Raw genomic sequence first — 1,134 nt, 5'->3', positions numbered from 1 at the left:
TAACGGGTGCAAGAGTTGAATAAGGAATCGCATCCTTGTTCAACTATAGTAGCAGAATACTTGAACAATAAAGAGGGGAGGATTGATTATGTTTAGTCAAGAAAGAATTAGAGATTATGGAGTGAAAATTGGGAATCTAGAAACAGGGAACCAAAACTCAATTACAGATGTTGAAGGAGTTGCTGTCGGTCATGTAACTCTTAGTGATAATGAAAAACAAACGGGTATAACAGCTATCCTCCCACATCAAGGTAATCTATTTAAGGAAAAGTTAATTGCCTCAAGTCATGTAATTAATGGGTTTGGCAAGACAATAGGAACGATACAAATCAATGAGTTAGGTACATTAGAAACCCCAATTATTTTAACGAATACATTAAGTATTGGAACAGCTGCAGATGCTTTAATTGAATACATGCTAGAACGTAATCCTGAAATTGGTAGGACAACTGGAACAGTTAATCCAATTGTATGTGAATGTAATGATATGCTATTAAATGACGTTCGAGCTAGATTTATAACTAAAGAGCATGTTTTTCAAGCGTTACAAAACACCTCAACAAAAGTTGAAGAAGGAACTGTTGGAGCCGGTACTGGAATGCTTTGTTATTCATTGAAGGGTGGTATAGGTACTGCTTCCAGGGTTATGAAAATGGATCATGGAAATTATACTATAGGTGTTTTAGTGTTATCTAACTTTGGAATATTAAGTGACCTTAAAGTGAACGGAAAAGCTGTTGGTGAAGAGTTAAGAGATGCAATAATCCAATCTCGTGAGGAACAAGATAAAGGTTCTATTATTATAGTTGTTGGAACGGATCTTCCAGTATCAGAAAGACAGTTAAATCGTATTATAAAAAGAAGTTTAACTGGATTATCTCGTACTGGTTCTATCATTACAACTGGAAGTGGAGAGGTCGTAGTTGGTTTTTCGACTGCTACAAAAATACCTCATGATAAAACTTCGGACTGTATTACGATGTCTATGATACATGAGGAAGATATAGATTTAGCATTTCGAGCTATTGGTGAAGCAACTGAAGAGGCTGTTTTAAACTCATTAGTAACTGCAACACATGTTATTGGACGGGACGGGAATGAAAGACCAACCTTTAAAGACTTGTTAAATAAATA

The 1,134-nt window shown here is 35.4% G+C and carries 1 protein-coding gene; it reads left to right on the top strand.

The genetic code is table 11. The annotated features are described in order from the left end of the window. Nucleotides 1-88: 88 nt before the first annotated feature. Nucleotides 89-1,134: DmpA family aminopeptidase (locus tag ACTWQM_RS19995; RefSeq protein ID WP_443259894.1), on the top strand; the 1,046-nt coding region annotated here is incomplete at its 3' end.

It is taken from the genome of Virgibacillus sp. L01 (assembly GCF_052246775.1).
Lineage (GTDB): Bacteria > Bacillota > Bacilli > Bacillales > Amphibacillaceae > Lentibacillus.
Note: the sequence above shows the minus strand (reverse complement) of the source record. Positions and strands in the feature narration are given on the sequence as shown.